The sequence below is a fragment of the Caenimonas sedimenti genome (assembly GCF_007833165.1).
Taxonomy (GTDB): Bacteria; Pseudomonadota; Gammaproteobacteria; order Burkholderiales; family Burkholderiaceae_C; genus Ramlibacter; species Ramlibacter sedimenti.
Map to the genome: position 1 here is coordinate 1 of NZ_VOBQ01000022.1, position 24,166 is coordinate 24,166.

A 24,166-nucleotide genomic window follows, 5' to 3' on the forward strand; every position below is an offset into this window, starting at 1 on the left:
GCGTCGAGCCGCTTTGCCGCAGTGGAACCACTTCTACAACTGGCACCGACAGCACCATGGGATCGGCTGCAAACCGCCAATCTCCAGGCTCTCAGCTACAAACAACCTCTTGACACTTCACACCTAGGAGCCTGGGCGGCAGGGAAACGGGCCTGCGTTGGGCCGAGAACAGGGCTCCTAGGCTTCCTCGAGTTCCACCGGCTGGCCCAGCACCAGCCGGAACCGCCCGCGGCCGGTCTTCTCGATGCGGATCGGCCCGCCTTGCTCCGCCAGCCGCCGTTGCAGCAGGAGCAGGCGTGCCTCGAGGTTGTCCGCGACGTCGGGCAGCTTGTGCGCGAGGTCCAGCCGCAACTCGCGGTTGCTGAATTCCACGCGGCCGGACTGCTGGTGATCGCGCAGCAGTTTCCAGAGGATGGCGCCGGCCACGCCCTTGATCAGGTAGGCGTCCTGCAGGAAGACGCTGTCGTTGCTGCCGAAATGCCGCAGCTTCAGCGGCGTGCCGACCGCGACGGACGGCGCGAGCGGCGGCGCCGCGGCATCCGCGCTGTCCGCCGTGGCCTGCAACAGCTCGATCGTCGCCCCCAATTGGCCTGCGATCGCAACCAGGGCGTCTTCGTCCTCGTAGCTGAATTGCAGGTCGCTCGCGCTCTCCACGAACAGCACGCCCAACAGCCCGCGAGCGCTTTGCACCGGCACCGCCAGCTGGCTGTGCGGTGCCTCCAGCCCCGGGTAGGGAATGTCGGTGACCGGGTCGAAATCCGGAATCTGTGCTTCGAAGCTGCTGCGCATGGCCTGGCTGTACAGCGCCGCGTTGGTCATGTGGCCGATGCGCACCGGCGTGCGCTCGCGGGCGGCCACACCGATCACGCCCTGGCCCATGTGCACCTCCGATCCGACGCCGGACGTCGCATAGCCGCTGCTCGCCACCGTGTAGAGCCGCTGCCTGGCGGAGTCCACCATGAGCACCATCGCGTGCGGAACCCCCAGCGAATCCGACAAGGTCGTCAGCACCGCCCTCAACGCGTCGTCGAGACTCACGCAGCGCACCAGTTGCTCGCTGGCGCGCCGCACCGCGCCCAGCCATCCTGCGCGCGGCGCCGGTGCCGCCAACGGATGGCTCTCCGGCACCTCGATCCGGACCACTTCATACACGTCCGAGCCCAGCAGGCGGAACACGTCCTGCATGCCGCTGTGCGAGGCGATGCCGGCCAGTTGCGCCTTCATGCCTTCGAACAGCGGGCCCCACGTCTCGGTGCGCAGGTAGCGCAGGTGCAGGCGGTAGAACTGCGCCGTGCCCGGATGCAGCAGCAGCGCTGTCGCGCAGGGATTCGCCAGGATGTTCTGCCGCGTCTTGTTGAAGAACTGGAACGAGAGCGCGACGTGGCGTTCGTCCACGTAGAACACCTGCGAGATGTAGGCGACGTTGGGCACGCCGTCCGCGCCACAGGTGGCCACGACGGCCGGAATCGCACCTTCGAAGCAGGCGCGGATTTCGTGCAGCGCGGTGCCGTTCACCGCGCGTCTCCCAACGGCGCGCCGGCGCGCGGGCCGGGCGTCTGTTCGAAGGCCTGTTCGGGCGTGAAGGTGAGCGCGACCACGTCTTCCAGGCGGTGCGCCAGCATCGCCCGCGTCAGCTCCGGCCGGAAGCCCACGGCCTGGATCTCTCGTTCCATCGAAGCGAGATAGGCCGCCAGCACGGGGGCGTCATCCGGCTGCGCGGAACGCTGGACGGTGCGCGAAGCTTTCAGTTGCACCGTGCGATGCGTCGACGGTTCGCTGAAGACCACCGCGATGTGGCCGGTGGCCGCGATGTCCTGCAGCAATTGGCGCGACTGCGGCCGCGACAGATAGACCGTGACCGACGTGCCATCGGCCTCGACGCGGCTGCCGACGCCGCGCATCACGCTGGGCCGCAGGTTCGCATCGCGCGAGCCGACGATCACGGACACGCCGCGGGCCATCATGGCCAGCAGGTCGGGCGGCAGGTGGACGGCCGGCATGGAACGCCTTCAGCTGGCGAAACGCCTGCGCGTGAGCGCCAGCGCCACCCAGAAAGCAGCCACGGTGTACGCCACGAGGACCAGCGCGGGACGCCAGGGCTGTTCGGGCCACTGGTCGAGGAACATCGGCCGCACCAGGTCCACCGTGTTGGTCAGCGGCAGCCATTGCGCGACGGCGCGCACCGCGCCGGGCAACTGCTCGCTCGGAAAGAACACGCCCGACAGGAACATCATGGGTGTGAGGAACAGCGTGAAGTAGTAGGTGAAAAAGTCATAGCCCTGGGCCAGGGCGTTGAAGATCAGCGCGATGCACGAGAAGGTGATGCCCGCGGCCAGCAGCACGCCCCAGGCGGCGAACAGCTTGGGGCTGTGGCTGATGCCCAGCGCCAGCATCACACCCATGATCGCCGTGACCGACAGGATGGCCTTGAAGGCGGCCCACAGCATCTCGGCCAGCACCACGTCGTCCAGGCTCACCGGCGCGTTCATGATGCCGTCCCAGGTCTTCTGCACGTGCATGCGCGAGAAGGCGGAATACAACGCCTCGAAGGACGCCGCGTTCATCGCGCTCATGCAGATGGAGCCGCTGGCCAGGAACAGGATGTAGGGCACCTCGGTGCCGCCCACCCGCACCTGCCCCACCAGCATGCCCATGCCGTAGCCGAAGGCCACCAGCCAGATCAGCGGCTCCGCGATGTTGCCGACCAGGCTGGGCACGGCCAGCTTGCGCCAGACCAGCAGGTTGCGGCGGAACACCGGCCACCAGCGCATCGAGATGGTTGGCGGGCGCCAGGGAGACAAGGTCATGCCTCCTCCCGGATCTGCCGGCCGGTCAGTTTCAGGAACAGGTCTTCGAGATTGGCCGGCCGGTGCAGCGTGCGCATCTTGGGGTGCGCAGCGAGCGCGTCGAGCAGCGGCTTGGCATCTTGCGTATAGAAGAACACCGTTTCGCCGCTCACTTCGGTGCGCGCCGCCAGCGATTTCAAGGGCGAATCCGCCAGGGCCAGCGCGCCGTTGCCATAGGCCTCCACCACATCGGGCTCCAGGTGTTCGCCGATCAGGTCGCGCGGCCGGCCCTCGGCGATCTTGCGGCCGTGGTCCAGCACCAGCAGCCGTGAACACAGGCGCTCGGCTTCGTCCATGAAGTGGGTGGTGAGCAGGATCGCCTTGCCTTGCTGCAGCAGGACTTGCAGGCGCTCCCACATCAGGTGGCGCGCCTGCGGGTCGAGGCCGGTGGTGGGCTCGTCCAGCAGCAGCAGTTTGGGGTCGTTGACCAGGGCGCGTGCCAGGCTCAGCCGGCGGCGCATGCCGCCCGAGAGTTCGCTGGGCTTTGCGTCGGCCTTGTGGGTCAGGGCCGCGAATTCCAGCAGCATCGGGATGCGTTGGCGGATGGCCGCTTCGCGCATGCCGAAGTAGCGCCCATAGACGAGCAGGTTCTCGGCGCAGGTGAAGTCCGGGTCGAGCGTGTCGAACTGGCTCACCACACCCAGCTGTGCCTTGATGGCCAGCGCGTCACGCGGCATGTGCAGGCCGAGCGCGTGGATCTCGCCACTGTCGGGCACGGTGAGCCCGAGGCACATGCGGATGGTGGTGGTCTTGCCGGCGCCATTGGGGCCGATCACGCCCAGGCATTCGCCGGGGGCGATCTCGAACGACACGTCGTTCACCACGGTTGCGTCGCCGTAGCGTTTCGTGAGCTGGTGCGCGCGGAACAGCGTTTCGATCATGGAAGGCTGGCTATTATCAGGGCCATGCTCCCACCGATGGCCATCCAGAAGCAGTACCTCCTGCCAAAGAAACTCATGACGCAGTTCGGCGGGCTGATCGCCGGCATGAAAGGCGGGGCGATCACGCACGCGATCATTCGCAAGTTCGTGGCGCACTACAAGGTCAACATGGAAGAGGCGGTGGACCCGCGCATCGAAAGCTACGCGAGCTTCAACGATTTCTTCACCCGGCCCCTGCGCGAAGGCGCGCGGCCGATCGCCGCCGCGCCCTTCGTCTGCCCGGTGGACGCGGCGATCAGCCAGTTCGGCCCGATCGAACACGACCAGCTGTTCCAGGCCAAGGGCCACAGCTATTCCACGCGCGCGCTGGTGGGCGGTGACCAGGCGCTGGCGCACCGCTTCGACCACGGCCACTTCGCCACCCTGTACCTGGCACCCAAGGACTACCACCGCATCCACATGCCGTGCGACGGGCGCCTGAAGCGGATGATCTATGTCCCGGGCGACCTGTTTTCGGTGAACCCGGTGACGGCGCGCCACGTTCCCAGCCTGTTCGCGCGCAACGAGCGGGTGGTCTGCGAATTCGAATGCCCGCATGGGCCCATGGTGCTGGTGCTGGTGGGCGCCACCATCGTGGGCAGCATGGCCACCGTATGGCACGGCGTGGTCAACCCGCCGCGCACGCGGGCGGTGCGCGAGTGGCGCTACGACGACCAGGACGTGGTGCTGGCCAAGGGCGCTGAGATGGGGCGCTTCCTGCTCGGAAGCACGGTCATCCTGCTGTTCCCGCCCAACATCCTGACCTTCACGCCCGACTGGGCCCCCACCCGGCCGGTGCGGCTCGGGGAGGCGATGGGCACGGTGATCGAGAGCGAAGCGGCCCTGTAGCGTGTGGAAGTGCGCGGAAGTGCGCAGCGCGGGACCGGAATTTGCTTGGCATCGCCGGACGATGCAGATATAAAGTAGTCCGTTTCCGAGGCCGCCACCCGCCACCATGAACTACCGTTGTCCCCAGTGCCGCAACACGCTCAGCGTGCCCAAGCTGTTTTTCAGCGACATCTCGGCATGCAAGAACTGCGCTCAGAAGGTGGTGCTCGGGGATTTCCTGGCCTTCTTCGTCGCCTCCGTGTCCATGATGGTGATGGCGCTCAGCTCGCTCTACATCCTCACCAACCGCCTGAACGACAACTACGTGGCCGGCGGCTATGCATTGTCGATCGGCATGCTCACCGGGATCGTGGTGCTGATCCTCCTGGGCCGGGCCACCCCGTACCGGCCGATCCGCAAGCGCAAGGTGGCCGCGCCCACCGGCGCGGCGCCGCTTTCCACGAATTCCGCGCCTCTGAACAAGACGAAGGGCTGAAGAGGCCCTTTCCTACTGGAACGCGACTTCGTCGAAGCTGCGCAGCTTGCGGCTGTGCAGCCGCTGTGGCCCCTGCGAGCGCAGGAGCTCGATGGCGCGCATGCCGATGCGCAGGTGCTGGTCCACCCGCTCCCGGTAGAAGTGATTGGCCATGCCGGGCAGCTTGATCTCCCCGTGCAGCGGCTTGTCGCTCACGCAAAGCAAGGTCCCATAAGGCACGCGGAAGCGGAAGCCGTTGGCCGCGATGGTGGCGCTTTCCATGTCGAGCGCGATCGCCCGGCTCTGGCTGAAGCGCCGCTGCGGCTCGTTGCCCGGCAGCAGTTCCCAGTTGCGGTTGTCGGTGCTCGCCACCGAGCCGGTGCGCATGATGCGCTTGAGGTCCGCGCCCTTGAAGCCGGTGACGTCGGCCACGGCCTGCTCCAGCGCCAGCTGGATTTCCGCCAGCGCGGGGATGGGCACCCACTGCGGCAGCTCCTCGTCCAGCACGTGGTCTTCGCGCACGTAGCCGTGGGCCAGCACGTAGTCGCCCAGCTGCTGGCTGTTGCGCAGTCCGGCGCAGTGCCCCAGCATCATCCAGGCGTGCGGCCGCAGCACCGCGATGTGGTCGGTGATCGTTTTCGCGTTGGAAGGCCCGACGCCGATGTTCACCATGCTGATGCCGTCGCGGCTGGCGCGCATCAGGTGGTAGGCCGGCATCTGGGGCAGGCGCGGCGGCGGCGCCCCCAGGGTGTCATGCGCCTCCAGGGGCAGGCCCACGCGCCGCGTGACCACGTTGCCCGGCTCCACGAAAGCGACGTATTCGCTGTCCGGTTTGGCCATTTCCTCATGGCCCAGGCGCACGAATTCGTCGATGTAGAACTGGTAGTTGGTGAACAGCACGAAGTTCTGGAACCAGTCCGGCGCGCTGCCCGTGTAGTGGCGCAGCCGGTGCAACGAGTAATCGACGCGCGAGGCGGTGAAGAGCGACAGCGGCTGCGGCTCGCCCGGCCCCTGGCGCCAGGTTCCGTTGGCGATGCCGTCGTCCATGGCGCCGAGGTCCGGCAGGTCGAACTGGTCGCGCATCAGCGCGCGGCGCGCGGGCGACAGGCTGCCCTCGATGTGGTCGTGCTCCGCGAAGGAGAAGTGCACGGGGATCGGCTCCGCGCTGGTGCCCACTTCGAGGTTGATGCCGTGGTTCTGCCGCAGCAACTGGAACTGCTCCAGGTAGTAGTTGCCGTACAGGTCGGGCCGCGTCAGCGTGGTCTCGAAGCGGCCGGCGTCGGCGACGAAGCCATAGCTGAGGCCGGAATTCTCCAGCGCCGCCTGCGGCGCGACCGTGTCGGTGTGGATCCGGACGAACGGATAGCAGGCGCGCACGCGCCCGGGAAGCGAATCGCCCGCCACAAAGCGCTGCATGGCTTCGCGCAAGTGGTTGATCTGCTGCGCATAGATCGTCCGGACCTGCCCGAGGGCCTGCTCGGGATCCGCGTGGTAGGTGGGCGCGATGAAGGGCGGCATGAACGGCATGCGCCTATTGTGCAACTCCGATGTGACAAGGCGTTGTGTCCCGTTTTGCCGTGCGCCACCGTCCTACAAGGCGTGACGAACTCACCCGACGTTACATCTTGCGACCACCGGCCACAGTCTGCTTCATCAAGAACAACGCGTCGCAGCGCGCTTTCAAGGAGTTCAAGAAAATGACGACAGCAGTGGCCGCCAACCCCTTCGCCTTGATGGTCGACCCAGCGCAAGTGCGCGAAATGATCGCCGGGTCGGCCGAACTGAGCCAACTGAGCCAGCGCCAATGCCACCCGCTCGACCGCGCCGTGATCCGCTGCGCGAGTGCCGAAATTGCCGCCTACGACGCCAAGATCGATCGCACCACCATCTACCTGCCGCCGGAAGAAGAGAAGCCGTCCCCCGTGGTGCGTTCCGCCTATCCGCGGCGCGTCAACTAGGGCGCTTCCAGCACACTTGATCCGACGGCGCCCCGTCAGCTGACCCGGCGCAGCGGAAAGCCCATCGGCGCCGGCCTCGTGGGCTGGTTGGCGGGGATCACCTGCTGGTGCCGCAACCAGACTTCGTGATCGCGTTGCCGCTGGTCGTTCAGGGCCCGTTGGCGAGCAGCCACTTCGCGGCGTGCATCGTCATCGCGCCGGGCCTGTTCTTCCCGCTGCGCGTCTCGCCTGGCCAGGTCTTCCCGGCGTGCTTGCTCCTCGCGGCGGGCCTGTGCCGCTTCGCGTGCCTGCAACTCATCGCGCCGCGCCTGGTCCTGCAGCCGCGCCAGCTGTTCACGCCGTGCCGCTGCGATCTTTTCTGCTTCCTGCCGGCGCGCCTGCGCCACACGCTTGTCCTCAGCCGCCCGCCTGGCCTGGGCCACGCGGCGTTCCTCCTCGGCCCGCTGGGCCTGCAGGGCGCGCCGTTCCTCTTCGGCCCGCCGTGAAGCCACGGCGCGGCGCTGGTCATCGGCGCGCCGCACCTGGGCCAGCCGCTTGTCTTCCGCCGCGCGCTTGGCCAGGGCGGCCTTGCGGTCCTGGTCCGCGCGCTTCGCGAGCACGGCGGCCTTGCGGTCCTCTTCCGCCCGCTTGACGATCGCGGCCTTGCGGTCCTCTTCGGCCGCACGCTTTTCTTCCACGCGCCTGGCGTTGACATTGGCGCTGCGGCGTTCGGCCTGGGCGAGCTGGCGTGCCGCGTCAGCGCCAGGTTTGACGGCGGTCGCCGCGGCTTCCGGGGCCGCGGCAGGCGCTGCAGGCGCCGCCTGCATCGGAGCGGGCACCGCCCGCGCCTTGGCGCCGGAGCGAAGCGCGGCGAGCTGCCGGTCTTCTTCGGCGCGTTGCGCGGCCAGACGCCGGTCCTCCTCCGCCCGCTGGGCGGCCAGCCGGCGTTGCTCGGCGGCCTGCAGCTGCGCGACACGTTGCCGTTCTTCCTGATCCCGCTTGGCCTGCGCGGCGGCCAAGGCCTGCGCCTGGGCGGCGGCTTTGGCTTGGGCCGCCGCCTCGGCCTGCGCGGCGGCCTGGGCTGCTGCCGCTTGGGCGGCCGCCTGCACCTGGGCCGCGTTCGCCGCGCCGCCGGCCGGCACGCCAACGCGGATCGCCGAGGCCGCAGTCGGCGCGGCCGCCGCCAGGGGCGAAGCGGTGGTCGCGGAGGCCTTCGCGGCGGGAGGCGCGCTGCCGGCCAGCTGTGAGCCCGGGGGCGCGGGGATGATGATGGGCGCGCGGCCGCTCATGGGCGGCGTGGGGACCGGCGCCGACGCGGCGGCCATGGCGGGCATCGTGACCGTCGGCTCCCCCTTGCGCCGGGCCGTCGACCAGCGGTCGAAATCGTCCATCACGGCGAAGGCCGGCTGGTTCACCTTGGTGAGCGCCCGCTCCCGGAAGACGAGCCGCTGGCCGTTGCGCACCTCGAGGCTCTCGCCGCGCTCGCCGTAGACGATGCCGAGCCCCGCCAGCACGCTGACGCGTGTCGTGCCCTGCTTGGCGTCCACGTCGATGCGGTATTCCCCCGGCATGCGCGCGCGGAAGGCCAGGTTGGGCGTCCCCAGCTCGAAGCCTTCGCCGGGGTTCAGGCGAGTCACGCTCACGGCCACATGACCTTGCGTCAGGCTGAGCTGGGTCGCGGTTTCCCCGGCGTTCTCAATGGTCACCTGGGTGTGGCTGTCCAGGCGCAGCACGTGAGGTCCGGCCTGGACTTCGGCGCGGGAGCCACCGTCGATCCACAGCCGGTCGCCGCGCTTGAGCACGCGGCGGGGCTGGATGTCGTGCCATTCCTGCTCGCCCTTCGGGGCGTGCGCCACCGTGCCCTCCGCATGGTTCAGCTGGGCGCCGGACGAAGTCTGGGCCTGTGCGGCGCCGGCGAGGAGGCAGGCCGCTGTGATCTTGCCCAGTGCGTGCCAGCGGGGGGCCGTGCCGCCGGCTGCTCGGTCGAATGCGTTCATTTCCCGATCAACGCATGAGCCACCCGCGGTGTCCGCTAACGCCGTGTAAAGGTGGGCGTCAACGCGTGAATTTTTTGGCCTGGCGGCGGGGCCACGCGACGCGCGGCCCGCCCGTCCTCAACCGGGCAGCGGCTCGCGCATCGTCACGAACTCCTCCGCCGCCGTCGGGTGGATGCCCACGGTGCTGTCGAACACCGCCTTGGTCGCGCCCGCCTTGAGGGCGACGGCGAAGCCCTGGACGATCTCGCCTGCGTCGGCACCGACCATGTGCAGGCCGACGACGCGGTCGGTGTCCCCGTCCACCACCAGCTTCATCAGCGTGCGTTCGGTGTTCTCGCTCAGCGTGTGCTTCAGCGCCTTGAACTCGCTGCGGAACACACGCACTTTCGGATGCGCCTTGCGCGCCTGGTCCTCCGTCAGACCCACGGTGCCGATGTTGGGATGGGTGAAGACGGCGGTCGGGATGAATTCATACGACAGCTGGCGCTTGCCATCCCCGAAGAGGTGGTCCACCAGCACCATGGCTTCGCCCAGCGCCACCGGGGTGAGCTGCACCCGCGCCGTGACATCGCCCAGGGCGTGGACGGAGGGCACCGAGGTCGCGTAGTTCGCATCGACCTCGATGGCGCCGCTGGGCGCCTGCCGCACGCCCGCGGCGTCCAGCCCCAGGCCGTTGACATTGGGGACGCGTCCCGTGGCGTAGAGCACCGCATCAGCCTCGACCACCCGTCCGTCAGCCAGCGTGACGGCGAGCCCGGCGCCGGCGCGTTGCACGGCTCGCACTTCGGCGCCCAGCCGCAGGTCGATGCCGTGCTTGCCCATCTCCTGGGCCACGAACTGGCGGACGTCTTCATCGAAGCCGCGCAGCACCTGCGCGCCCCGCACCACCTGCGTGACCTGCGCGCCCAGTCCCTGGAAGATGGAGGCGAATTCGCAGGCGATGTAGCCTGCGCCCACCACCACCAGGCGCGCCGGGAACGGTTCGAGATCGAACATGGCATCGGACGTCACGACCAGCTCGCGCCCTGGCAATTCGGGAACGGAGGGCGTGCCGCCCGTGGCCACCAGGATGTGGCGCGCGCGAACCCGCCGCGCGCCGTCCGTGGTTCGCAGATTCACCGTGTGGCCGTCGACCAGGCTGGCCCAGCCCCGCAGCATCTCGACCCCGGCGCTGCGCAGCAGGTGTTCGTAGATGCCGTTCAGCCGCGCGATCTCGCGCGCCCGGTTCGCCTTCAGGCGCTGCCAGTCGAGCCGCGTGCGGCCCACGTCCCAGCCGAAGCCGGCGGCATCGCTGAAGTCCTGGGCGAAATGCGCCGCGTAGCTGTAAAGCTTCTTCGGGATGCAGCCGACGTTGACGCAGGTGCCGCCCAGCGCCGCCGCCTCGGCCAGCAGCACCCGGGCGCCACGTTGCGCCGCCATGCGCGCGGCGCGCACGCCCCCGGAGCCGCCGCCGATGACGAAGAGGTCGCAGTCGAAGTCGCTCATGGCTGGTCCTTGGGGGCGCGGAACTGGGGGATCTCCGCGCGGATGAAGTCGATGAAGGCCCGCGTGCGCGCCGGCAGCAGCCGCGCATGAGGGTAGACGATGCTGATGGGTCGCGGCGGCAGCTCGAATCTTTCCAGGACCACGCGCAACTTCTTCTGTTCGATGTAGGGCGCGACCTGATAGTAGAAGAACATGCCGAAGCCGGCGCCGGCGGCGCAAGCCTCCACGGCGGGAAGCAGGTGATTGAATTCGAGGTTCCCCGTCACCGGCACCTGGAACACGCGGCCCTGCTCCTGGAAATCGCCCCAGCCGGCACGCCCGGACAGGACGCGCACGCAATTCACTTCCTGCAGGTCGCGTGGATGGCGCGGCGTGCCTTGCTTGCGCAGCAAGGCGGGCGTCGCCACCACCACCCGGCGGATTTCGCCCAGCGGCTGCGCGACCAGCGACGAATCCTCCAGCCGGCCGATGCGGATGCCGAGGTCCAGCCCTTCCTCCAGCAGGTTCACCATGCGATCGAGCAGCATGGTGGTGCAGCGCATCTGAGGGTGTTTCTGCACGAAGCGCGTGACGGCCGGCGCCACGTACATCTGGCCGAACAGCACGGGTGCGGTGATGCTCAGGTGGCCCGCGGGGACGGCCGCGCCCGCGCGCAGCGCCGACTCCGCATCGTCCACTGCCGCCAGGACCTGCCGGCAGCGTTCCAGGTGCTGGCGGCCGTCCTCGGTGAGCGAGATGCGACGCGTGGTGCGATGGAACAGCCGCACGCCCAGGGTGGCTTCGTAAGCGGCGAGGGATCGCACCACGGCTGGCAAGGAGGCGCCCGTGGCCCGCGCGGCCGCGGTCAGGCTGCCTTCGTCGGCGATGCGCGTGAAGGTCTGCATGGCGCGCAACTTGTCCATGGCAACATATTACTGCGATTGCTGCAGTAGTGTCCTGTGATGTCCGGCATTGATCCGGCTGGCGCAGCAAAACACAATGCAGCCCATGCAAAACCTCATCCCCGCCCAGCCCATCCGCCTGTATCGCGCGGCCATCTCCGGCCACTGCCACCGCGTGGAACTGCTCCTGTCCCTGTTGGGCCTGCCTTATGAAGTGGTCGAGATCGACTTCGCGGCGCGCGACCACAAGCAACCGGACTTCCTGGCTCGCAACCCCTTCGGGCAGGTGCCGGTGATCGAGGACGGCGAGGTGACGCTGGCGGACTCCAACGCCATCCTGGTCTACCTCGAGGGCCGCTATGCGCCAGGCCGCTGGTTGCCGCGCGATCCGCTCGGGGCGGCGCGTGTGCAGCGCTGGTTCTCGGTGGCCGCGGGGCCGCTCGCCTTCGGCCCGGCCGCGGCGCGCGTCATCGAACTGTTCCAGCGCCCGGATGATCCAGCGCCCCTGGTGGCGCGCGCGCACCTGCTGTTCGGCCTGATGGAGCAGACGCTGGCGCAGACCGACTGGCTGGCCGGCGACAGCGCGACCCTGGCCGACATCGCGAACTACAGCTACGTGGTGAGCGCGCCGGAAGGCCGAGTGGCTTTGGATGACTATCCGAAGCTGCAGGCTTGGCTGCGGCGCGTGGAGGGCTTGTCCGGCTTCGTGCCCATGGTGCGCTCGCCGGTGGGCCTGCACGCATGACCACTCCTGCGTGGCATGCGGGCGAGGTCGCTCTGCAACAGCGGGTCGGCAGTGCCGAGCGCCTGGCCGCCGCCGGACCGCGCGTGCTGCGCGACCACATGCCGGACCAGCATCGGGAGTTCTTCGCCGAGCTGCCCTTCGTGCTGGCCGGCACGCTCGACGCGCAAGGCCAGCCCTGGGCTTCCGTGCTGGCCGGTCGGCCCGGGTTCGCGCATTCGCCCGAACCCCACCTGCTGCGCGTGGACGCGGCACCACTGCGGCACGACCCGCTGGACGGCGCGATCGCCGACGGCATGGCCATCGGCCTGCTCGGCATCCAGCACCACACCCGCCGGCGCAACCGCATGAACGGCTGGGTGCGCGACAGCGGCCCGGGCGGGTTCACCGTCGAGGTCGGCCAAAGCTTCGGCAACTGCCCGAAGTACATCGACCCGAGGGAATTCCGCCACGCACCTCCTGGCGCGGCGCCAGCCGAAGTGACCGAGGGTGAGCACCTGGACGAGGCTGCACGCGCGATCGTGCGCGCGGCCACCACCTTCTACATCGCCACCGCGCATCCGCGCGCCCGCGATTCGTCGGATCCGGCGGAAGGCGTGGACGTTTCGCACCGCGGCGGTCCGGCCGGCTTCGTCCGGATCGGGCGCGAAGGCGAGCTGCTGGTGCCCGACTACCTGGGCAACGCCTTCTTCAACACGCTGGGCAACCTGCAGCTGGAGCCGCGCTGCGGATTGCTGTTCCTGGACGCGGCCCGCCGACAGCGGCTGTACCTCGCGGCCACGGCCAGCTTGCAGTGGGACGGTCCCGAGGTCGCCGCGATTCCCGGAGCGCAACGGCTGCTGAAACTGCGGATCACCGCGGCCCGCCGCGTGAGCGGCGGCCTGCCCCTGGCTCAGCTGTAGGCGCCGCCTTACGAAGCCATAGCGGCGACGCCGTTACCATCGGCGCATGAGACGCACGGCCGTTCCGAAGGCGAATGCCGCAGCCCGAAGGGCGGGGGCTTCCTGATGACGCACATGACGGCCTTGTATCGGAAGGTCGGCCACACCAGCCTGACGCCGGTGCGGTGGCTGGCGGCATGGGCCCGCATCACCTTCTTCGGCGCCGTCATGCTGGTGCGCGCGCTGTCGCCGGCCAGCTACAGCCCGCAGACGCGCTACAACCTGGCCCGCCACGCCTACGTGGACACGGCGCCCATCCTCGGGTGGTTCACGGTGATGATCGCGCTCTTCACGCTGATCATCACCCGCATCGTCATCGTCACGGCGACGAGCTACGGGCTCTCCTTTTACGCGCTCGAGATGGTGATCCGAGTGCTGGTGATCGAATTGATCCCCCTCACGGCCGCGCTGTTTGTCGCCTTGCGCTGCACCATCCCGAGTGGCGCCGCGCTGGTGGAGATGCGGCGCATCGGGCACTTCCGCAAGCTGCGCCGGCGCCGGCTGGACCCGATCGCCGTGGAAGTGCTGCCGCGGATGCTGGCCGGCGTGTTCTCCTGCATCACGCTCGCGGCGCTCAGTTGCGTGGTCGCCGGCGTGGTGGCCTACCTCGCGGTCTACGGCGCGACGCCGGCAGGCGCGGGCGCCTACACGCACATGTTCGGGCGCGTCTTCGATCCGCTCTTCACGCTGATCTTCGCCTTGAAGACGCTGTTCTTCGCGCTGGCGGTCTCCATCATCCCGATGGCCTCCGGCCTCAACAACGTCGACGGGGTCAGTTCCCGCGAGACCGCTGCGCTGCAGGGCCTGGTGCGCATGTTCATCGTGCTGCTGGCGCTCGAAGGCATCTCGCTGGTCGGCAACTACATCTGAAGGCAGGAATGGCCGAGCAATCCCCACCGCCCGCGACGCCGCCGCCGCAGCCCGACACGCCGGTGCAGAAGTCGGAGCCCACCGCCCAGGCCCAGGCCGTGCCGAACCTCGCCATCAAGGCCACGCTGCTCCTGCTGTTCACGGTGGCGCTGATCATCGGCACGGCGCTATTCCTTCTTCGCGCGCGCGGCTACTTCGAACCCAAGCAGACGCTGGTGCTCATCACCGACAACTCCGAAGGCGTTTCGGCGGGCATGGACCTCACTTTCTCCGGCTTCCCGATCGGCACCGTGGAAAAGGTCGCGCTGGGCGAGCAAGGCAATGTGCGGATCCAGATCGCCGTGATCAAGCGCGACGCGAAATGGCTGCGCACCTCCAGCGTGTTCACGCTGGTGAAGGGCCTGCTGGGCGCGCCGCAGCTGCGCGCCTACAGCGGCGTGCTGACCGACCCGCCGCTGGCGGACGGCGCCGAGCGGCCGGTGCTGCGCGGCGACGCCAACGAGGAATTGCAGCGGGTCATCGGCGCCACGCGCGACGTGCTGGACAACCTGAACGACATGACGACGGCGACGTCCGAAATGAACCAGGCGATGGCGAACCTGAAGGTGTTCACGCAGAAGCTGCAGAGCCGGCAGGGCGCGCTGCACGCGGTGTTCGGCAACGAGGAGGACGCGCGCAAGCTGGTGCAGGCCGTCGAAAGCGCCAACGCCGCCATGGGGCGGGCGAACCGCCTGATGACGAGCGCGGACCGCCTTGTCGGCAACGCCGACCGGGAGGTGTTCGGGCCGAACGGACTGTCCACGGAGACGCGCGCGGCCATCCGCCAGATGCAGGGCATCCTGACCGACGCGCAGGGCAGCCTGCGGCGCGTGGATGCAGTGCTCACCGAGGCCCAGGGTGTGGCCGCGAACGTCAAAGCCGGCACCGCCGACCTGGGGGCCCTTCGTGGCGATGTGGAGGCGAACCTGCGCAAGATCGAGGACCTGATCAACGACCTGAACCGCAAATGGCCGTTCGCCAAGGAGCGCGAGGTGCAGGTGCCATGAGGGAGCTGTTCGTTGCTGCCGTCGCGGTGCTGCTGCTGGCCGGCTGCGGCAACAAGCCGCGGCAGCCCGACTGGCTGGTGAATGCCGACGGCGCGCAGGACCGCTATGTGCGGGCCTATCTCTCCGGGAACGACCGGGTGGCGGATTCCGAGTTCGCACGGCTGCGGGCTGAAGTCACGAGCACCGGCCAGCCCGGGCTGGTGGCGCGCGTCGAACTGACGCGCTGCGCCCTGCGCGTGGCCAGCCTGGACTTCGCCCCCTGCACCGGCTTCGAGGCCTTGCGCGCGGACGCGCCGGAGGCCGAGCGGGCCTACGCGGACTTCATCGCCGGGACCCTCGCACCGGAGAGCGCCAAGGCCTTGCCGGAGCAGTACCGGGCGGTTCCGGGTGCTGCCAATGCCGGTGCTGCCGTCCAGGCGATCAAGGATCCGGTCTCGCGCGTGATCGCCGCGGGGGCGCTGCTGCGCGCGGGCCGGGCCGATCCGCAGGTCTTGCAACTCGCCGCCGACACTGCCTCCGAACAGGGCTGGCGGCGCGCCGTGCTGGCTTGGCTGGGCGCGCAGGCACTGCGTGCCGAGCAGGCCGGCGCCACCGAGGAGGCCCGGCGCCTGCGCCGCCGCATGGCGCTGGCTGCGCAGGAGCGTTGACTTCTACCGTCCCGTGCCGCGGCGGTGCGAGGGCGTGCGCAAGGTGATCGAATAGCGCAGCGCCTTGGTGGGCGGCACGTGGTGCTGCCATTCCCAGCGGGCCGGGCCGTGCAGCAGGTAGATCGAACGGGGCAGCACTTCGAGCTTGAGCGAGCGGGCCTTGCTCCCAGTTTCGTGCGGATAGGGGCGAAACCGGAGGGTCGCCGCGTTCAGCAGAGAGATGCCGACGACGTCTTCGAAATCGGGGACGTCGCGATGCCAGCCGAGTGGCGTGCCGGGCTGGTATTCCGCGACCAGCGCTTGCGTGAAGGCGCCCGGCGCCAAGCCGGCCCAGCCGGCCGCGCGCCGGCACAGAGGCGCCAACCAATCGGGAAGCGGCTCCGCTGCTTCGAGTTTCTGCGCGCTGAAGTCGTACTGCCCGCCGTAGCTCACCACGCGCCGGCGGGCGGTGTACTGCTGGTAGCGCATGGGCGCGAGCGGCAGTTGCTCGATGCGCGCGACGAGCGCGGCTTCTTCGGCGGGCGAGAGGAAATCCGCCTCGTAGCGCAGGCCGGGAGGCAGCTGGGCTTCCGCCGGGGCGAACAGTGAAGCTTGCATGGCCGCAGCCTCCCGCCGCGCCGGCTATTCCTGCGCCAGCAGCCGCCGCGCGTTCAGGTAGGTCGGCACTTCGACCCAGAGCCCATCCACGAGCGCGCGTTCCTCGCCGCGCGCCCGCGCCGCTTCGAATGCGGTCACCAGGCGTTCGGCGGCAGCGCGTTCGGCCGCGTCGGGCACCAGCGCCGCCCGGATGGGCCCGGCATGGTCCGGCCGCACCAGGCTCTTGCAGCGATAGCCCAGCCGCCTCGCGTAGCGCGCCTCGCGCACCGCGCCTTCGGCGTCGCTGAAGGTGTAAGGGGCATCGATCGGCTCGATGCCCGCGGCCCGGCACTCCAGCACGAAGCGGCGGCGGGCATGGTCCAGCTCCACCGCTTCGCGGCTGCGTTCCGCCATGAGGTCGGCCGCCAGGTCTTCGGCACCGAGCAGGGCGAAGCGGATGCGCGCGCTGGCGGCTGCGATCTCGCGGACGTTGACGACGCCGAGCGCCGTTTCGCAGACCGGCAAGATCCCGATGGCGCCCGGCGGCAGGCCGTGCCGCTGCTCCTGCGCGGCGATGGCCGCGTCGAGCGCCCGCATGTCCGCCGCCGTCGATGCCTTCGGATACGACACGATGTCGGGCCGCGCGGCGACGGCGTGCTCCAGGTCGTCGACGCCGCCACCGTCCAGCGCATTGATGCGTACGCACACCACGGCACCCGCCTGGCGCCAGCGGGCATACAAGCCGGAGGCAAGCGCGCGGGCTTGCGGCCGCAATGCCGGCGGCGTGAAGTCTTCCAGGTCCTGGATCAGCGCGTCGGCCCCACTGGCCGCCATCGCCGCATGGTTGGTCTCGTCGGCACCGGCACCGAACAACCAGGTGCGCGGCAGCTTGCCTTTGCTTTCATTCATGCCGCAGTATCGCGCGGCCGCTGGCCCAGGTAGCGGCCGACTTCCGCGGTGCCGGGGCCCTGTCGTGCGCCCGGGCCCACCAGGAACTCCAGCTCACCCAGCGCCAGGGGTTCACGGCAGACTGAACAGCAGGGCACGGCCGCGGTGACCTGGCCGCACGTCGCGTGGCGCACCAGCACCGGCTGGCCGCCGGCCGGCGCCAGCCATTTGTCGCCCCAGGCCATCAGCGCGAGCAGCACCGGATAGAGCTCGCGCCCTTGTTCGGTGAGGCGATAACGCCAGCGGCGGGCGTCCTCGGCATCGGCCTCACGCTCCACCAGTCCCGCCTCGCGCAGGCGCTGCAGCCGGGCGGCCAGCACGTTGGAGGCGATGCCCAGGTCGCGCTGGATTTCGTCGTAGCGCGACATGCCGGCAAACAGGTCGCGCAGGATCAGAGGCGTCCACCACTCGCCCACCAGGTCGACGGCACGGGCGATGGAACAGGCGAAATCGGAGAAGGCGGCCATGGCTTGCTTTTCGAAAGTGATTGCGGCAGCTTGCTTGCATTATGCAAGTGATCTAGGAAATCCATGTACCACGCCATCGTCGAACACCAGCTGCGCCGTGTCTTCGCCCGCCTCGGCCAGGGCGATTTCTGGCCCATGATCGACAGCCTCGCGCCCGGCTTCGTCTACCGCTTCGAGGGCGATTCGGCGATCGGCGGCGTGCGTTCCAGCCGCGTCAGCATGCAGTTGTGGTGGGAACGCATGTACCGGCTATTCCCGGGGCTGTCGTTCGAGGTGCAGGACGTCGTGGTGAGTGGCGGGCCGTGGCACACCCGCATCTTCACGCAGCTGGAATTCCGCAAGCCCTTGCCGGATGGCACGCCCTACCGCAACGTGGTGATGCAGCGCATGGTGATGCGCTGGGGGCGCATCACGGAGATCCACACGCTGGAGGACACGCAGCGGTGCGCAAGGCAGCTGGCATGGCAGGCCAGCCAGGGGAAGGCGGAGGCAAGCGCGGCGCCGATCACGGATGTCGAATGGCCGCAGCGGGGGCCGTTTCTGAGTGGGGATACCGTGCCTGCAACATAGGAGTGCCACGCGTGCCCCCACCCCGACCCTCCCCCAGAGGGGGAGGGAGGAAGAAAAGAGGGGAGTTCAAATCCGCTAGCGGCACCCGGATCGATCGGAGCATCGCGCAGAGCGATCCCCCTTTCTGGATTTGCGGGTCCCCCGCGAATCCAGAACCAATCAGACCACTCGGAAATCGCGCAGCGATTTCCGAGTGAACACAAAAAAAGCCGCGACCTTGCGATCGCGGCTTCGAACCTTGATGAGGCGCTTGCGCGCGTTTTAAGGTTTGGATGCCGTCGGGAACGGCCAGGCGGCCTGCGGGTTGAGCGTCGTCTGCGCCGCAGGCGCAGAAGGCGCAGCCGCCGGTGCCGACTTGGCAACCGGCTTCGCAGCAGGCGCTTTCGCGGCCTTTTTCGCAGCGGGCTTTTTCGCCGCCTTTTTCGCCGCAGGCTTTTTCTTCGCAGGCGCCTTCTTGGCGGTGGCCTTCTTCGCCGTCGCCTTCTTGGCTGCCTTCTTCGCCGGGGCCTTCTTGGCCGCCTTCTTCGCGGTGGCCTTCTTGGCCGCCGGGCGCTTCGCTGCCGCCTTCTTGGCAGCGGGGCGCTTCGCCGCGGCCTTCTTCGCCGGGGCCTTCTTGGCAGCGGCCTTCTTCGCCGGAGCCTTCTTCGCCGCCGCCTTCTTGGCCGGGGCCTTCTTCGCAGCCGATTTCTTCGCAGGCGCCTTCTTGGCGGCCGATTTCTTCGCAGTTGCCATTTCACTATCTCCTGTTCAAGTTGATCAACATCAACCAAAGAAGCACTTCGCGGTTGTTGGTTCGCGAAGCGATCCGTGGGGTTGGGCCTAGGCCCAGCCCCACGAACACCATTTGTCCGGATGCCTTCAGCCTCTAGCGGGCGTCGAAGGTCATGCGGACCAATCCAAGCTCATTCGCAGTTGCCTATCAATCCCAAGAGAGAGCGCCACCCGTCTGGTATTCGATCACGCGGGTCTCGAAGAAATTGCGCTCTTTCTTCAGGTCAATCATTTCGCTCATCCAGGGGAAGGGGTTCTCCTCGTTGGGGAACAGCGCTTCCAGGCCGATCTGCGTGGCGCGCCGGTTGGCGATGTAGCGCAGGTAGCCCTTGAACATGGACGCATTCAGCCCGAGCACGCCGCGGGGCATGGTGTCCTCCGCGTAGCGGTACTCGAGCTCGACGGCTTGCTGGAACAGCCCCTTGATCTCGGCCTTGAATTCGGCCGTCCACAGGTGCGGGTTCTCGAGCTTGATGGTGTTGATCAGGTCGATGCCGAAGTTGCAGTGCATCGACTCGTCGCGCAGGATGTACTGGTATTGCTCGGCGGCGCCGGTCATCTTGTTCTGCCGGCCCAGCGCGAGGATCTGCGTGAAGCCGACGTAGAAGAACAGGCCTTCCATCAGGCAGGCGAAGACGATCAGGCTCTTCAGGAGCTTCTGGTCGGCTTCCGGCGTGCCGGTGTGGAAGTTGGGGTCCATGATCGCGTCGATGAACGGGATCAGGAATTCGTCCTTGTCGCGGATCGACTGGACTTCGTGGTACGCGTTGAAGATCTCGGACTCGTCCAGGCCGAGCGACTCCACGATGTACTGGTAGGCGTGCGTGTGGATCGCCTCTTCGAACGCCTGGCGCAGCAGGAACTGCCGGCACTCGGGCGCCGTGATGTGGCGGTAGGTGCCCAGCACGATGTTGTTGGCGGCCAGCGAATCGGCGGTGACGAAGAAGCCGAGGTTGCGCTTGACCAGGCGGCGCTCGTCCTCGGTCAGACCGTTCGGGTCCTTCCACAGGGCGATGTCGCGGTTCATGTTCACTTCCTGCGGCATCCAGTGGTTGGCGCAGGTGGCCAGGTACTTCTCCCAGGCCCACTTGTACTTGAAGGGGACGAGCTGGTTGACGTCGGTCTGGCCGTTGATGATGCGCTTGTCGGCGGCGGTCACGCGGCGCTCGATGGTCGCAGCACGGGGCGCCTGCGCCGCCTGCGTGGCCGCCGGTGCGAGCGCGACGTCGTCGAGCGTGCGCATCGCGGGTTGGGCGGCGGAGGCGGTGACCGGTTGCAGCGCGGGTGAAAGACCCGCCATGCGGTCTGCTTGGAGACCACTGCTCACGGAATTTGACGGTGTGGGCTTGACTTCGTCGTCCCAGGTCAACATAAGTTTTCCAGTGCTCGAATTATGCGAGCTGTGATGACGAATGAAAAGTGTTCGTTCACATCACGCTCGCATTTTGTTGCTTGATCGCATCGGCTTCTTGTCAGAGAACGCCGACAACATGCTCTCTGTTCGTGCGCGCGCGCATCGCACGCGCATCCATCACTGACAGGCCTCGCAGGTCGGATCGTCGATCGCGCAGAACTTGATGTCGGTCGCCGGCGCCGCATTCATCTGCGCTTGCGCGGCGGCAGCCGCCGCTTCCATCGGGCTCATGCCGCGCGCGTTGCCGCTGCTCGCCCCACCGCCGGAGTCCACCGCGTTCAGGCGGCCGGAGGACACCGTCGACTTCTCGGCTTGCGTCGCGCTGGTCGTGCGCAGGTAGTAGGTCGTCTTCAGGCCGCGCAGCCAGGCGAGCTTGTAGGTCTCGTCGAGCTTCTTGCCGGAAGCGCCCGCCATGTAGATGTTGAGCGACTGCGCCTGGTCGATCCATTTCTGGCGGCGCGCGGCGGCTTCGACCAGCCACACCGGTTCCACTTCGAAAGCGGTGGCGTAGAGCGCCTTCACTTCCTGCGGCACCCGGTCGATCGGGCGCAACGACCCGTCGAAGTGCTTCAGGTCCATGACCATCACGTCGTCCCACAGGCCCAGGCGCTTCAGGTCGCGCACCAGGTAGTGGTTGATGACGGTGAACTCGCCGGACAGGTTGGACTTGACCGAGAGGTTGCCGAAGCAGGGCTCGATGGAGGCGTCCACGCCGATGATGTTGGAGATGGTGGCCGTGGGCGCGATCGCCAGGCAGTTGCTGTTGCGCATGCCGTCGGCGGCGATCTTCTTGCGCAGGGCGTCCCAGTCGAGCGTCGACGAACGGTCGACCTCGACATAGCCACCGCGGGCCTTCTGCAGCAGGTCGAGCGTGTCCAGGGGCAGGATGCCCTTGTCCCAGAGCGAGCCCTTGTAGCTGGAGTACTTGCCGCGCTCGCGGGCGAGCTCGGTCGAGGCCCAGTAGGCGTGGTAGCAGACGGCTTCCATCGACTGGTCGGCGAACTGGACGGCCTGCTCCGACGCGTAGGGGATGCGCAGCTCATACAGCGCGTCCTGGAAGCCCATGATGCCGAGGCCGACCGGCCGGTGCTTCATGTTGGAGTCGCGGGCCTTCTTGACGGCGTAGTAATTGATGTCGATCACGTTGTCGAGCATGCGCATCGCGGTGGCGATCGTCTTCTTCAGCTTCGCGTGGTCGACGCCGCCATCCTTCAGGTGCTGCAGCAGGTTCACGGAACCCAGGTTGCAGACGGCCGTCTCGGTGTCGCTGGTGTTCAGCGTGATCTCGGTGCACAGGTTGGACGAATGCACCACGCCCACGTGCTGCTGCGGCGAGCGGACGTTGCAGGCGTCCTTGAACGTGATCCAGGGATGCCCGGTCTCGAACAGCATCGAGAGCATCTTGCGCCACATGTCGGTGGCCTGCACCGTCTTGCTGGGCTTGATCTCGCCGCGCTTCGCCTTCTCTTCGTAGGCGACGTAGGCCTTCTCGAACTCGACGCCGAACAGGTCGTGCAGGTCGGGCACGTTCGACGGCGAGAACAGCGTCCACTCGCCCTTTTCCATCACGCGGCGCATGAACAGGTCGGGGATCCAGTTGGCCGTGTTCATGTCGTGGGTGCGCCGGCGGTCGTCGCCCGTGTTCTTGCGCAGCTCCAGGAACTCTTCGATGTCCAGGTGCCAGGATTCCAGGTAGGTGCAGACCGCGCCCTTGCGCTTGCCGCCCTGGTTCACCGCCACGGCCGTGTCGTTCACCACCTTCAGGAACGGGACCACGCCCTGCGATTCGCCGTTGGTGCCCTTGATATGGGAGCCCAGGGCACGCACACGCGTCCAGTCGTTGCCCAGGCCGCCCGCGAACTTGGAGAGCAGCGCGTTTTCCTTGATCGATTCGTAGATGCCGTCCAGGTCGTCCGGCACCGTCGTCAGGTAGCAGGAAGACAGCTGCGAGCGCAGCGTGCCGGCATTGAACAGCGTCGGCGTGCTGGACATGAAGTCGAAGCTCGACAGCACTTCGTAGAACTCGATGGCGCGGGCTTCGCGGTCGATCTCGTTCAGCGACAGGCCCATGGCCACCCGCATGAAGAAGGACTGCGGCAGCTCGATCCGGCTCTTGCGCACATGCAGGAAGTAGCGGTCGTACAGCGTCTGCAGGCCGAGGTAGTCGAACTTCAGGTCGCGCTCAGGCTTGAGCGCGGCGCCCAGGCGCTGCAGGTCGTACTGCAGCAGTTTCTCGTCGAGCAGTTCGTTCTCGACGCCCTTCTTGATGAAGAGCGGGAAGCTGTCGGCGTAGGCCACGGCCCGGTCGGCCGGCGCGACTTCCTGGCCCAGAATCTCCTTGAAGATCGTGTGCAGCAGCAGGCGGGCGGTCACGAAGGTGTAGTCCGGATCTTTTTCGATCAGCGTGCGGGCGGCCAGGATGGAAGCCTTGTAGACCTCGTCCAGCGGCACGCCGTCGTACAGGTTGCGCATGGTCTCGGCGACGATCGGGTCGGGCCGGACATCGTTGCCCAGGCCTTCGCAGGCCGACACGATCAGGCTTTGCAGGTGCGCCGAATCCAGCGGCACCCGTTGGCCACCGTCGAGCACGTGAAGCTGGGGCGCCTTGGGCGCTTCGGTCTGGGCCTGCTTGGAACGCTCCTGCGCGCGGCGCTCGCGGTACAGCACATAGGCGCGGGCGACTTCGTGATGGCCGCCGCGCATCAGGCCGAGTTCGACGGCGTCCTGCACATCCTCGATGTGGAAGGTGCCGCCGCCCGGGCGCGAGCGCGCCATCGCCTTGATGACGGACTGGGTGAGCTGGTCGACCTGCTCGCGCACGCTCGCCGAAGCGGCGCCTTGCGTGCCGTGCACGGCCAGGAACGCCTTCATCATGGCGACCGCGATCTTGTCGGGCGTGAACGGCACGACAGCGCCGTTGCGGCGGATGATCTGGTAGTGGGAGAGGGGGTTGGAAGCGGGGCCCGTGGATTCGGGCGTGCTGAGCGGGCGGGCCGTGGTGACAGCGGATGCAGCGGGGGTACTCAATGCAGGTTGCATGCGTTTGTTTCCTCGTCGGTGACTTCTTTTTTCGCGAAGCGGAGTGTACCTGGGCTCGCGGCTCCGGGACACTATATATAGGGTCTGGGGCCATTACAAGCCGCTACGGGTAGTGGTTTCCTTGGGTTGGCGCGGTGCACATCCCTGTGGACAGGATGTGCAGCGCGGGTTACGGAAGGGCTGCGGGCCGCGTGGATTCAACATGACGCCGTGCACAGGCAAGTGGTGGCGCAGTTGCTGGCGCGGTTTGGTTCATGGCGCCGCTTCAGGCCTGGATCGTCCGCTCGTAATTGCAAGAGATTGAAACGCGTGTGGTTGGGGCGCCGCAGTGGATGGCTCTCCGCCGTTCTTCGCGCCTCTTCCTCGCGGCAACGCCGCGCGTGGCCGGGCTGTGGCGCGCTGGCACGGCGTCCGTCGTGGCGCTGCGCGCCCCTACCGGATTCCCTGCGCCGCACGCCCTCGCGGCCCCGCCGCCGAACTCGCGCCGCGCCCTTTGGGCGCTCTGCTCAAACAGCGGCGGCGAGCATGAAACGGTCGCGTGTCTCGATACGCACCCTGCGGGCGCTCTCGTAGACCCGCTGGGCCGCGAGGGCGTGCGCCGCAGGCGCCTGGGCCCTGATGCGCGCCACAGCCCGGCCACGCGCGGCGTTGCAGATGCGTCGTAGCATTCCACCAGCAGCGCGCCGCTTCCATGACTGAAAGCCGAGGAGCCGCCCTGCGATTGGTTGGCGCGCTCCGATGGCGCCGGCAAAGCCGCACGCGGGCG

Annotated in this window: 23 protein-coding genes and 1 pseudogene; 10 read left to right on the top strand and 14 right to left on the bottom strand. The window is 68.1% G+C overall.

Annotation, left to right across the window (positions count from 1 at the left end):
• Positions 1-127, top strand: a pseudogene (locus tag FN976_RS29575) (IS481 family transposase); the annotation flags it as partial.
• A gap of 50 nt (positions 128-177) precedes the next feature.
• On the opposite strand, the gene FN976_RS24535 reads toward FN976_RS29575, so the two are convergent.
• Genes FN976_RS24535 through FN976_RS24550 form a run of 4 tightly spaced genes read right to left on the bottom strand, consistent with a single transcriptional unit; the run spans position 178 to position 3,727 of the window.
• Positions 178-1,515 (bottom strand): GAF domain-containing protein, encoded by a 1,338-nt coding sequence (locus FN976_RS24535; protein ID WP_145895902.1) that lies wholly within the window; start codon positions 1,513-1,515, stop codon positions 178-180.
• A complete protein-coding gene (locus FN976_RS24540) occupies positions 1,512-2,000 on the bottom strand; it encodes a hypothetical protein (RefSeq protein ID WP_145895904.1) in 489 nt (162 codons plus the stop codon). Before FN976_RS24540 ends, FN976_RS24535 begins: the two co-directional genes overlap by 4 nt.
• Before the next feature lie 9 nt (positions 2,001-2,009).
• On the bottom strand, positions 2,010-2,807 hold the full coding sequence (locus FN976_RS24545) for an ABC transporter permease (RefSeq protein WP_145895906.1): 798 nt from the start codon (positions 2,805-2,807) through the stop codon (positions 2,010-2,012).
• Entirely contained in the window at positions 2,804-3,727 is a 924-nt protein-coding gene (locus FN976_RS24550) for an ATP-binding cassette domain-containing protein (RefSeq protein ID WP_145895908.1), read from the bottom strand. The genes FN976_RS24545 and FN976_RS24550 overlap by 4 nt, the downstream gene beginning before the upstream one ends.
• Before the next feature lie 24 nt (positions 3,728-3,751).
• On the opposite strand from FN976_RS24550, the gene asd reads away from it, so the two are divergent.
• Together asd and FN976_RS24560 are read left to right on the top strand one after the other, a co-directional pair.
• On the top strand, positions 3,752-4,615 hold the full coding sequence (gene asd / locus FN976_RS24555; protein ID WP_145895911.1) for an archaetidylserine decarboxylase: 864 nt from the start codon (positions 3,752-3,754) through the stop codon (positions 4,613-4,615).
• A 106-nt stretch (positions 4,616-4,721) separates the two neighbouring features.
• The gene (locus FN976_RS24560) at positions 4,722-5,090 is read left to right on the top strand and encodes a hypothetical protein (protein WP_145895913.1); all 369 of its coding nucleotides are present in this window, start codon (positions 4,722-4,724) and stop codon (positions 5,088-5,090) included.
• Positions 5,091-5,102: 12 nt separating this feature from the next.
• Here FN976_RS24560 and FN976_RS24565 read toward each other — a convergent pair whose 3' ends face one another.
• On the bottom strand, positions 5,103-6,596 hold the full coding sequence (locus FN976_RS24565; RefSeq protein ID WP_145895915.1) for an AMP nucleosidase: 1,494 nt from the start codon (positions 6,594-6,596) through the stop codon (positions 5,103-5,105).
• A 170-nt stretch (positions 6,597-6,766) separates the two neighbouring features.
• On the opposite strand from FN976_RS24565, the gene FN976_RS24570 reads away from it, so the two are divergent.
• Positions 6,767-7,027: a hypothetical protein gene (locus FN976_RS24570; RefSeq protein ID WP_145895917.1), complete on the top strand. Its 261-nt coding sequence runs from the start codon at positions 6,767-6,769 to the stop codon at positions 7,025-7,027.
• A 35-nt stretch (positions 7,028-7,062) separates the two neighbouring features.
• On the opposite strand, the gene FN976_RS24575 is transcribed toward FN976_RS24570, so the two are convergent.
• The 3 genes from FN976_RS24575 to FN976_RS24585 all read right to left on the bottom strand — a co-directional run bounded on the left by FN976_RS24575 (position 7,063) and on the right by FN976_RS24585 (position 11,390).
• The gene (locus FN976_RS24575) at positions 7,063-9,003 is read right to left on the bottom strand and encodes a FecR domain-containing protein (protein WP_145895919.1); all 1,941 of its coding nucleotides are present in this window, start codon (positions 9,001-9,003) and stop codon (positions 7,063-7,065) included.
• Between the two features lie 117 nt (positions 9,004-9,120).
• Positions 9,121-10,488, bottom strand: coding sequence for a glutathione-disulfide reductase (gorA, locus tag FN976_RS24580; RefSeq protein WP_145895921.1), 1,368 nt, complete (start codon positions 10,486-10,488; stop codon positions 9,121-9,123).
• Positions 10,485-11,390: a LysR family transcriptional regulator gene (locus FN976_RS24585; RefSeq protein ID WP_145895923.1), complete on the bottom strand. Its 906-nt coding sequence runs from the start codon at positions 11,388-11,390 to the stop codon at positions 10,485-10,487. Before FN976_RS24585 ends, gorA begins: the two co-directional genes overlap by 4 nt.
• A gap of 85 nt (positions 11,391-11,475) precedes the next feature.
• Here FN976_RS24585 and FN976_RS24590 point away from each other — a divergent pair, with 85 nt between their 5' ends.
• The 5 genes from FN976_RS24590 (at position 11,476) to FN976_RS24610 (ending at position 15,615) form a co-directional block, all read left to right on the top strand.
• Positions 11,476-12,114 carry a glutathione S-transferase family protein gene (locus FN976_RS24590; RefSeq protein ID WP_145895925.1) on the top strand — a complete coding sequence of 213 codons (639 nt, stop codon included), beginning with the start codon at positions 11,476-11,478 and terminating at the stop codon, positions 12,112-12,114.
• On the top strand, positions 12,111-13,013 hold the full coding sequence (locus tag FN976_RS24595) for a pyridoxamine 5'-phosphate oxidase family protein (RefSeq protein WP_145895928.1): 903 nt from the start codon (positions 12,111-12,113) through the stop codon (positions 13,011-13,013). Before FN976_RS24590 ends, FN976_RS24595 begins: the two co-directional genes overlap by 4 nt.
• A 105-nt stretch (positions 13,014-13,118) precedes the next feature.
• Positions 13,119-13,922: an MlaE family ABC transporter permease gene (locus FN976_RS24600; RefSeq protein WP_145895931.1), complete on the top strand. Its 804-nt coding sequence runs from the start codon at positions 13,119-13,121 to the stop codon at positions 13,920-13,922.
• Between the two features lie 8 nt (positions 13,923-13,930).
• Positions 13,931-14,968, top strand: coding sequence for an MlaD family protein (locus tag FN976_RS24605; protein WP_145895933.1), 1,038 nt, complete (start codon positions 13,931-13,933; stop codon positions 14,966-14,968).
• Positions 14,965-15,615, top strand: a complete 651-nt coding sequence (locus FN976_RS24610; protein ID WP_145895935.1) for a hypothetical protein — start codon at positions 14,965-14,967, stop codon at positions 15,613-15,615. The genes FN976_RS24605 and FN976_RS24610 overlap by 4 nt, the downstream gene beginning before the upstream one ends.
• A gap of 3 nt (positions 15,616-15,618) precedes the next feature.
• Here FN976_RS24610 and FN976_RS24615 read toward each other — a convergent pair whose 3' ends face one another.
• From FN976_RS24615 to FN976_RS24625, 3 genes are read right to left on the bottom strand one after another with little or no spacing between them, the layout of a single operon-like run.
• Positions 15,619-16,212 carry an alpha-ketoglutarate-dependent dioxygenase AlkB gene (locus FN976_RS24615; protein WP_145895937.1) on the bottom strand — a complete coding sequence of 198 codons (594 nt, stop codon included), beginning with the start codon at positions 16,210-16,212 and terminating at the stop codon, positions 15,619-15,621.
• A 24-nt stretch (positions 16,213-16,236) separates the two neighbouring features.
• Entirely contained in the window at positions 16,237-17,100 is an 864-nt protein-coding gene (locus FN976_RS24620) for an HpcH/HpaI aldolase/citrate lyase family protein (protein WP_145895939.1), read from the bottom strand.
• The gene (locus FN976_RS24625) at positions 17,097-17,606 is read right to left on the bottom strand and encodes a winged helix-turn-helix transcriptional regulator (protein ID WP_145895941.1); all 510 of its coding nucleotides are present in this window, start codon (positions 17,604-17,606) and stop codon (positions 17,097-17,099) included. Before FN976_RS24625 ends, FN976_RS24620 begins: the two co-directional genes overlap by 4 nt.
• A 63-nt stretch (positions 17,607-17,669) precedes the next feature.
• On the opposite strand from FN976_RS24625, the gene FN976_RS24630 reads away from it, so the two are divergent.
• Positions 17,670-18,176 (top strand): nuclear transport factor 2 family protein, encoded by a 507-nt coding sequence (locus FN976_RS24630; protein ID WP_145895943.1) that lies wholly within the window; start codon positions 17,670-17,672, stop codon positions 18,174-18,176.
• Between the two features lie 261 nt (positions 18,177-18,437).
• Here FN976_RS24630 and FN976_RS24635 read toward each other — a convergent pair whose 3' ends face one another.
• The 3 genes from FN976_RS24635 to FN976_RS24645 form a co-directional block, all read right to left on the bottom strand.
• On the bottom strand, positions 18,438-18,908 hold the full coding sequence (locus tag FN976_RS24635; protein WP_145895945.1) for a histone H1-like repetitive region-containing protein: 471 nt from the start codon (positions 18,906-18,908) through the stop codon (positions 18,438-18,440).
• Positions 18,909-19,095: 187 nt separating this feature from the next.
• The gene (locus FN976_RS24640) at positions 19,096-20,319 is read right to left on the bottom strand and encodes a ribonucleotide-diphosphate reductase subunit beta (protein ID WP_145895947.1); all 1,224 of its coding nucleotides are present in this window, start codon (positions 20,317-20,319) and stop codon (positions 19,096-19,098) included.
• 159 nt (positions 20,320-20,478) lie between these two features.
• Positions 20,479-23,400: a ribonucleoside-diphosphate reductase subunit alpha gene (locus FN976_RS24645; RefSeq protein WP_145895949.1), complete on the bottom strand. Its 2,922-nt coding sequence runs from the start codon at positions 23,398-23,400 to the stop codon at positions 20,479-20,481.
• Between the last annotated feature and the right edge of the window lie 766 nt (positions 23,401-24,166).

Coding starts and splice junctions, on each gene's coding strand:
- FN976_RS24540 (WP_145895904.1), bottom strand. CDS start 2,000: ATGCCGGCCGTCCACCTGCCGCCCGACCTGCTGGCCATGATGGCCCGC.
- FN976_RS24545 (WP_145895906.1), bottom strand. CDS start 2,807: ATGACCTTGTCTCCCTGGCGCCCGCCAACCATCTCGATGCGCTGGTGG.
- FN976_RS24550 (WP_145895908.1), bottom strand. CDS start 3,727: ATGATCGAAACGCTGTTCCGCGCGCACCAGCTCACGAAACGCTACGGC.
- asd (WP_145895911.1), top strand. CDS start 3,752: ATGCTCCCACCGATGGCCATCCAGAAGCAGTACCTCCTGCCAAAGAAA.
- FN976_RS24560 (WP_145895913.1), top strand. CDS start 4,722: ATGAACTACCGTTGTCCCCAGTGCCGCAACACGCTCAGCGTGCCCAAG.
- FN976_RS24565 (WP_145895915.1), bottom strand. CDS start 6,596: ATGCCGTTCATGCCGCCCTTCATCGCGCCCACCTACCACGCGGATCCC.
- FN976_RS24570 (WP_145895917.1), top strand. CDS start 6,767: ATGACGACAGCAGTGGCCGCCAACCCCTTCGCCTTGATGGTCGACCCA.
- FN976_RS24575 (WP_145895919.1), bottom strand. CDS start 9,003: ATGAACGCATTCGACCGAGCAGCCGGCGGCACGGCCCCCCGCTGGCAC.
- gorA (WP_145895921.1), bottom strand. CDS start 10,488: ATGAGCGACTTCGACTGCGACCTCTTCGTCATCGGCGGCGGCTCCGGG.
- FN976_RS24585 (WP_145895923.1), bottom strand. CDS start 11,390: ATGGACAAGTTGCGCGCCATGCAGACCTTCACGCGCATCGCCGACGAA.
- FN976_RS24590 (WP_145895925.1), top strand. CDS start 11,476: ATGCAAAACCTCATCCCCGCCCAGCCCATCCGCCTGTATCGCGCGGCC.
- FN976_RS24595 (WP_145895928.1), top strand. CDS start 12,111: ATGACCACTCCTGCGTGGCATGCGGGCGAGGTCGCTCTGCAACAGCGG.
- FN976_RS24600 (WP_145895931.1), top strand. CDS start 13,119: ATGACGCACATGACGGCCTTGTATCGGAAGGTCGGCCACACCAGCCTG.
- FN976_RS24605 (WP_145895933.1), top strand. CDS start 13,931: ATGGCCGAGCAATCCCCACCGCCCGCGACGCCGCCGCCGCAGCCCGAC.
- FN976_RS24610 (WP_145895935.1), top strand. CDS start 14,965: ATGAGGGAGCTGTTCGTTGCTGCCGTCGCGGTGCTGCTGCTGGCCGGC.
- FN976_RS24615 (WP_145895937.1), bottom strand. CDS start 16,212: ATGCAAGCTTCACTGTTCGCCCCGGCGGAAGCCCAGCTGCCTCCCGGC.
- FN976_RS24620 (WP_145895939.1), bottom strand. CDS start 17,100: ATGAATGAAAGCAAAGGCAAGCTGCCGCGCACCTGGTTGTTCGGTGCC.
- FN976_RS24625 (WP_145895941.1), bottom strand. CDS start 17,606: ATGGCCGCCTTCTCCGATTTCGCCTGTTCCATCGCCCGTGCCGTCGAC.
- FN976_RS24630 (WP_145895943.1), top strand. CDS start 17,670: ATGTACCACGCCATCGTCGAACACCAGCTGCGCCGTGTCTTCGCCCGC.
- FN976_RS24635 (WP_145895945.1), bottom strand. CDS start 18,908: ATGGCAACTGCGAAGAAATCGGCCGCCAAGAAGGCGCCTGCGAAGAAA.
- FN976_RS24640 (WP_145895947.1), bottom strand. CDS start 20,319: ATGTTGACCTGGGACGACGAAGTCAAGCCCACACCGTCAAATTCCGTG.
- FN976_RS24645 (WP_145895949.1), bottom strand. CDS start 23,400: ATGCAACCTGCATTGAGTACCCCCGCTGCATCCGCTGTCACCACGGCC.